General features: G+C 61.4%; 7 protein-coding genes. 5 read left to right on the top strand and 2 right to left on the bottom strand.

Annotated elements, in window-relative coordinates; translation table 11 throughout:
- Positions 1-166 precede the first annotated feature (166 nt).
- Positions 167-664 (top strand): AEC family transporter, encoded by a 498-nt coding sequence (locus tag OK351_RS12950; RefSeq protein ID WP_265159586.1) that lies wholly within the window; start codon positions 167-169, stop codon positions 662-664.
- 127 nt (positions 665-791) lie between these two features.
- Here the strand turns inward: OK351_RS12950 and OK351_RS12945 are convergent, their stop codons facing one another.
- On the bottom strand, positions 792-965 hold the full coding sequence (locus tag OK351_RS12945; RefSeq protein WP_265159584.1) for a hypothetical protein: 174 nt from the start codon (positions 963-965) through the stop codon (positions 792-794).
- A gap of 339 nt (positions 966-1,304) precedes the next feature.
- On the opposite strand from OK351_RS12945, the gene uraD reads away from it, so the two are divergent.
- The 4 genes from uraD to OK351_RS12925 all read left to right on the top strand — a co-directional run bounded on the left by uraD (position 1,305) and on the right by OK351_RS12925 (position 4,780).
- Positions 1,305-1,820, top strand: a complete 516-nt coding sequence (gene uraD, locus OK351_RS12940) for a 2-oxo-4-hydroxy-4-carboxy-5-ureidoimidazoline decarboxylase (protein ID WP_265159582.1) — start codon at positions 1,305-1,307, stop codon at positions 1,818-1,820.
- 33 nt (positions 1,821-1,853) lie between these two features.
- Positions 1,854-2,210 carry a hydroxyisourate hydrolase gene (gene uraH / locus OK351_RS12935; RefSeq protein WP_265159580.1) on the top strand — a complete coding sequence of 119 codons (357 nt, stop codon included), beginning with the start codon at positions 1,854-1,856 and terminating at the stop codon, positions 2,208-2,210.
- Between the two features lie 4 nt (positions 2,211-2,214).
- Positions 2,215-3,144 (top strand): factor-independent urate hydroxylase, encoded by a 930-nt coding sequence (pucL, locus tag OK351_RS12930; protein WP_265159578.1) that lies wholly within the window; start codon positions 2,215-2,217, stop codon positions 3,142-3,144.
- 97 nt (positions 3,145-3,241) lie between these two features.
- Positions 3,242-4,780: a nucleobase:cation symporter-2 family protein gene (locus OK351_RS12925; protein ID WP_265159576.1), complete on the top strand. Its 1,539-nt coding sequence runs from the start codon at positions 3,242-3,244 to the stop codon at positions 4,778-4,780.
- A gap of 172 nt (positions 4,781-4,952) precedes the next feature.
- Here the strand turns inward: OK351_RS12925 and OK351_RS12920 are convergent, their stop codons facing one another.
- Positions 4,953-6,320: an ABC transporter substrate-binding protein gene (locus tag OK351_RS12920; RefSeq protein ID WP_265159574.1), complete on the bottom strand. Its 1,368-nt coding sequence runs from the start codon at positions 6,318-6,320 to the stop codon at positions 4,953-4,955.
- Between the last annotated feature and the right edge of the window lie 7 nt (positions 6,321-6,327).

Raw genomic sequence — 6,327 nt, 5'->3', positions numbered from 1 at the left:
TTGCAGCAGCTGGCCATGGCCTACCCGGAGCGCATCGAGCCGTATTTGAAGTGAGTGTTAAGAAGCCCTGAATAACGGATGTGACTAGGGGCTTACACAAACTTCCTGACAGGCTCCGGGATCGGCCCATGGGCACAAACCCAGCGCCGGGCGAATTCTTCGCACCATGCGCAATGCGCTGGTCTACAACCCGGTCACCTGGGCCATGATCCTGGGTGGAGCCGTCGTGATCTGGCACGTACAGGTCCCCTCGCCGGTCAACAGCACGGTTGACATGCTGGCCGCCGCAGCGGCACCCGGTGCGCTGTTCACCATCGGTTTGTCGCTGCGCCGCACGGTCCAGCGCCTGAGGCAGCATCGCTCCTCCGGCGCTAGCACACCGAAACGGCGTGGTAGCGCCGCGGCGATGCTGATCATGGTGGGCGGCAAACTTCTGCTCTTGCCGATGCTGACCGTGGGCATCCTGGCGCTCGTGGCCCCGCAGATGGATCCGCTGTGGTTCAACGCCGCCGTGCTGATGGCCGCCATGCCCACCTCTGCCACTGCCTACATCATGGCCCAGTCGGATACCGGTGACGGTGAGCCAACCGCGCTGGCGATTGTCATCACCTGCATCCTGTCGTTGCTGACCCTGCCGGCGTTGGCGCAGCTGTTCATGCACTGACCCCCGGCTCCTGGCGGAAGCGCGGGGTACCAGGCATCAGCAAAAAACGTAGAGACCATGCTCAACGCCTCAGGAGCATGGTCTCTACGCGGTTTATGGTCATCCACCGAACGGGGATGAAGAGGGACTACCGCTTCTTGGTGAACAAGCGGTTCCAGACTGTAGGCGCCGCCGGATTAATGCGGGCGTGGTTGCTGATATCCGGGTCCGAGCAGGGGATGGGCTGGAACAATCCGGTCTTCATCGCTTCGGTGGCCGACAGGACCGGGTATTCCTTCGAGGAACTAGTTTGATGTGCCATGGTGGTCAGGCGACCCTCCTTCTGGAATCTAAGTTTCACAATGTGGAAACTAAATTTTGTAACGTGAAACTAGTATGCCGGGCATTCGGGGTGTGCGCAAGGGGTTTGGGAACTTAAGTTTTCGGGATGCCGCCAGCGTGCCGAATAAGTACCAAATAAGTATGACTTCAGGAAAATCTCGCCCCAGGGGTTGACGGAACATCTGTGAGCTGGCTTACAGTAGTGGAACAAAGATTCCACGATCCAAAAACATCGAGTCGAAGCCGGGAGCCAACCGGTGGTAAGGGTGTCAGCGAATCGGTTCGTGGAGGTTCGACTTTTCGAAAGAGCTGATCACCCATGCAATTGGCAGAATTCAATTCCCTTGACGATGCGAAGGCAGCACAAGTGCTGCGTCCCTGCATCGATATCGACCGGTGGATTGACCAGCTGGTCGCCCAGCGCCCCTTCGCCTCGACCGGCGACCTGATCGCCGCCGCTGAGCGAAGCGCCAACCCCTTCACCGATGCCGAGCTGGAGGCCGCGTTGGCCCATCACCCGCGGATCGGCGAACGCGCCGCCGGGGACAGCGCCGAAGCGCGGCTCTCACGCAATGAGCAATCGGCCCTGGAACTGGATGCCGATATCAACCAGCGCCTGGCCGAAGCCAACCGTGCCTACGAGGAACGCTTCTCGAGGGTCTTCCTGATCCGTGCCGCGGGGCGCAGCAGCGAGGAAATCCTGGCCGAATGCCAGCGCCGGCTGTCAAACGACGACGCCACCGAACTGGCCGAAGTCTCCGAACAGCTGCGTGCCATCGCCGTGTTGCGACTGTCCCAGGCGGTGGGCGAAACCGCCGCCGCACCAAGCCACTGACTATATTCGACCCCTTTTTCCAAGGAGTGAACAATGGCCGATGACCAGGCTCAACGAAGCCACATCACCACCCATGTACTCGACACCGGGACCGGGAGGCCTGCCTCCGGTGTCAAGGCCACGCTGGAAGCCAAAACGGCATCCGGCTGGCAAGAAATCGGATCCGGTACAACCGATGCGGACGGACGCATCAAGAATCTGGGACCGATACAGGTAGAAGTAGGACACTACCGGGTTTCCTTTGGAACCGGCGACTACTTCGGGAAGCAGGGAACGGAAAGCTTCTTCCCCGCGGTAAGCATCGACTTCCAGGTGAACAACGTCGATGAGCATTACCACGTACCCCTTCTTATCAGCCCGTTTGCATATTCCACGTACCGAGGGAGCTAGAACAATGACTACCGCATCAACCGCACCAGCTAACACCAGCACCAAGATCGTCCTGGGCCAGAACCAGTACGGCAAGGCCGAGGTCCGTCTGGTCAAGATCACCCGTGACACCGACCGCCACCAGATCCAGGACCTGAACGTCACCAGCCAGCTGCACGGGGACTTCACCGAAGCACACGCCAGCGGCGACAACGGCCGGGTCGTGCCCACCGATACCCAGAAGAACACCGTCTACGGTCTGGCCCGCAACGGCGTGGGATCCATCGAGGAGTTCCTGGTCAATCTCGGCGAGCACTTCACCGGTGAATTCGAGTGGATCACCGGCGGACGCTGGGCCGCACAGCAGTTCTTCTGGGACCGGATCAACGACCACGATCACGCCTTCTCGCAGAACAAGTCCGAGGTGCGCACCGCGGTGCTGGAAATCAGCGCCGACGGTGAGAAGAACATCGTTTCCGGCCTGGAAGACCTGACGGTACTCAAGTCCACCGGCAGCGAGTTCCACGGGTTCCCCAAGGACCGCTACACCACCCTGAAGGAAACCAGCGATCGCATCCTGGCCACCGATGTCACCGCACGCTGGCGCTACGATGCCGAGGCCATCAAAGCCGGCATCGATTTCGACGCCGTCTACACCTCGGTTCGCCAGCTGCTGCTGACCGCCTTCGCCAACACCCACTCCTACGCCCTGCAGCAGACCATGTTCGAAATGGGCAAGGACGTGCTCGAAGCGCACCCGGAGATCGCGGAGATCAAGATGTCGCTGCCGAACAAGCACCACTTCCTGGTGGATCTTGAGCCCTTCGGGCAGGACAACCCGAACGAAGTGTTCTTCGCCGCTGATCGCCCGTACGGGCTGATCGAAGCCACCGTCACCCGTGAGGGGACGGAGGCCACCCACGCCATCTGGACCAATATCCCGGCGTTCATCTAATATCCCGGCGTTAATCTAACCCGTCATTATGGTTGGGGTGTGCCCGTGGTGCAACACGGGTACACCCCGGCAGCGACTGACTACAAGGAGGTCAGCCATGAGTGCTGCGCATTCAGAATCTATCAAACCAAGGCGTCCAGAGGACGAGAGGTTACCTTTCGGGAAGACCATTGCCTACGGTCTGCAGCATGTGCTGACCATGTACGGAGGCATCATCGCCCCTCCACTGATCATCGGTGGCGCGGCGGGTCTGGATAGTGCCGATATTGGATTGCTGGTCGCCTGCTGTCTGTTCGTCGGGGGCCTGGCCACCATCCTGCAGACCCTGGGCGTCCCGTTCTTCGGTGCGCAGCTGCCACTGGTGCAGGGTACCTCCTTCGCCGCGGTGGCCACCATGGTCGCCATCGTCAACGGTGGCGGGGGCATCCAGGCGGTGTTCGGTGCGGTGCTGGTCGCCTCGCTGATCGGGTTCCTGATAGCGCCGTTCTTCGCCAGGATCATCAGGTTCTTCCCACCGGTGGTGACCGGTGTGGTGATCACCATGATCGGTGTGTCGCTGACCCCGGTGGCCGCCAACTGGGCCATGGGCGGCAACGCCGCATCCGAGGACTACGGATCGCTGGCCAATATCGGCCTGGCTGCCGCGACCCTGCTGGTTGTGCTGCTGCTCTCCAAGGTCGGCAATGCCGCCATCTCACGCCTGTCGATCCTGCTGGCCATCGTCGTGGGCACCGTCCTTGCAGTCATCCTGGGCATGGCCGACTTCTCTGAGGTCGGGGAGGGCGCCTTCTTTGCCTTCCCGCAGCCGCTGGCCTTCGGCTGGCCGATCTTCGAGATCGGCGGCATCATCTCCATGACCATTGTGGTGCTGGTGATCCTGACCGAAACCACCGCCGACATCCTGGCTGTGGGGGAAATCGCCAAGACCAAGGTCGACTCCAAGCGCATCGCCGACGGCCTGCGTGCCGATATGGCCTCATCGGTCTTCGCCCCGATCTTCAACACCTTCACCCAGTCGGCTTTCGCGCAGAATGTTGGCCTGGTGGCCATCACCGGTGTCACCAGCCGCTTCGTCGTCGCCGCCGGTGGAGGCATCCTGGTGGTGCTGGGCCTGCTGCCGATCCTGGGACGTGTGGTGGCCGCCATCCCGATGCCGGTGCTCGGTGGCGCGGGTATCGTGCTTTTCGGTACCGTGGCTGCCTCCGGCATCCGCACCCTGTCCAAGGTCAAGTACGACGGACCGAACCTGGTCATCGTGGCGGCCTCCATCGCCTTCGGCTGCCTGCCGATCGTGAAGGGCGACTTCTACGCCAACTTCCCGAACTGGTTCGAGACCATCTTCCACTCCGGCATCTCCTCGGCTGCCATCATGGCGGTACTGCTGAACCTGTTGTTCAACGAGTTCAAGAAGGGTTCGCTGGGCAAGGACGGTTCGGTCTTCGCCGCCGCCCCGCCGCGGATGGTCAAGCGCGAGGAGGTCTGCGGCCTGATCGACGGCGACCACTTCCAGGACGGCAAGCTGATCGACAAGGACGGACAGGAAATCCCGGTGGTCAGCAGCGAGGAGTTCGAGAAGATCATGACCGGTCAGATCGAACTGCAGAAACCGGGGCCTCCCAAAAGTGCCGAACACTGACCCTCAAGACGAAGAGCAGGACCCCGAGAAGCAATGAAAGTGTCCCGACCGCAAGTACGGTCGGGACACTTTCCATATGCGCCGATTTCAGGGGGGGTGCCGATCTGGTCCTACCAGCCGCCCCGCACAGGATGGGGGCCTGATCCGCGGTGGGGAGCCGGACCAGGGAGGATCACTTGGCGAAGATCTTGTTGACCGCCTCGTTAGTCCGGGTCAGGCCGGAAGCCGGAGTGCGGTTGGCCCACAGGTCTTCGAATGCCGGACCCAATAAGGCGATCACGTCGGCTCCATGATCGGTTACCGCAAGGTAGAAGGTATTTCCGTCGTCAATCGGGTCGGTGAATGATTCGGGATTCAACCCCAGGCTGGCATAGACCTCGGAGGTGATATCCGTGGCGTCCTTGCGTGCGGGGAAGACCACGCCGTTCTCTGCGACGGTCCGCTGGCACTGTTCGGACGCCATATGGGCCACCCATTTCGAGGCCGCTTCGGGATTATCGCTACTCTTCACCACGGAGTCCGCCAAACCGTTAATGGGCGACTTGCTGGTTCCATCCGGTCCCTTGGGTAGCCGTGCGGTGCTGATGGGACGTTCGCTGCTCGCATAGGCGGAATTCATCCAGGCGCCGTCGGTGACCATGGCAACCGCACCGCTGGTCAGCTGCCCAAGGGTTCCGTCGGAACTGTTGAACTGGCCGTAGGCCGGCACGTAGCCCTTGTCGACTAGGCCGAAGTACCAATCGAGGGTTTCGTGCAACCTGGGGTCGTCGTAGTTGTAGGAGTCGCCCCAGAGCGGTTGGTTGGTGGCCTTCCAGCCATTGGTGGCGGCGAATCCGGCCCACTGGCCCTGACCGTTTTGTCCACCGCCGGCTTCGGACAGGCCCATCCCGTAGATCTTGATCCTCGACTTGTCGAAGCCCGGTTCATCGCCGCGTACACCGTTCGCATCGACGGTCAGGTGCGCCAGCAGTTGTTCGAAGCTGCCTCCGTCCTGGGGATTCCACGCCGAGGAACTCAGCTCCTGGGCGGTGATGCCCGCTTCCTTGAAGAGTTCCTCGTTGTAGAAGACCGCGATGGTGTCCCAGTCCTTCGGCATTCCGTATTGATGCCCGTCGGATCCGGTCCATAATTCTGTCAATCCCTCTTGGAAGGCCTGCTGGTCAACCTCGTTGATGGCCTCGAAGTCATCCAGGGGTGCCAACACGTCCAGCGAAACGAACTGCGGGTACTGGGTGACATGGTTGGTGAAGACATCGGGACCGGTGCCGGCGATGAAGCTGGCGGTCAGCTTCCCCCAGTAGTCGTTCCAACCGTATTGGGTGATGTTGACTTTGAGATCGGGGTTCGCCTCCTCGAATTGGTCGGCGCACTTCTGGTACGAGGGTAGTTGGCTGGTATCCCAAAGCCAGTAGTCGATGGTGTTCGAGACCGGCGCCCGGTCCGCGGAGACCGAACAACCGGTCAGGGCCAATGCGGTGATGGCCCCGAACGCGAGGGTACGGGTCGCCCGACGGCGGAGTTGTTTCGTGGTGGATGTCATGGAAGCG

It is taken from the genome of Glutamicibacter sp. MNS18 (genome assembly GCF_026107515.2).
In the GTDB taxonomy this organism is placed as follows: domain Bacteria; phylum Actinomycetota; class Actinomycetes; order Actinomycetales; family Micrococcaceae; genus Glutamicibacter.
The sequence above is the reverse complement of the archived record's forward strand: the minus strand, read 5'-3'. Positions and strand labels throughout refer to the sequence as shown.

Excerpts from the sequence above, each read along its gene's own strand:
- OK351_RS12950 (WP_265159586.1), top strand. The coding sequence starts at position 167 with ATGCGCAATGCGCTGGTCTACAACCCGGTCACCTGGGCCATGATCCTG.
- OK351_RS12945 (WP_265159584.1), bottom strand. The coding sequence starts at position 965 with ATGGCACATCAAACTAGTTCCTCGAAGGAATACCCGGTCCTGTCGGCC.
- uraD (WP_265159582.1), top strand. The coding sequence starts at position 1,305 with ATGCAATTGGCAGAATTCAATTCCCTTGACGATGCGAAGGCAGCACAA.
- uraH (WP_265159580.1), top strand. The coding sequence starts at position 1,854 with ATGGCCGATGACCAGGCTCAACGAAGCCACATCACCACCCATGTACTC.
- pucL (WP_265159578.1), top strand. The coding sequence starts at position 2,215 with ATGACTACCGCATCAACCGCACCAGCTAACACCAGCACCAAGATCGTC.
- OK351_RS12925 (WP_265159576.1), top strand. The coding sequence starts at position 3,242 with ATGAGTGCTGCGCATTCAGAATCTATCAAACCAAGGCGTCCAGAGGAC.
- OK351_RS12920 (WP_265159574.1), bottom strand. The coding sequence starts at position 6,320 with ATGACATCCACCACGAAACAACTCCGCCGTCGGGCGACCCGTACCCTC.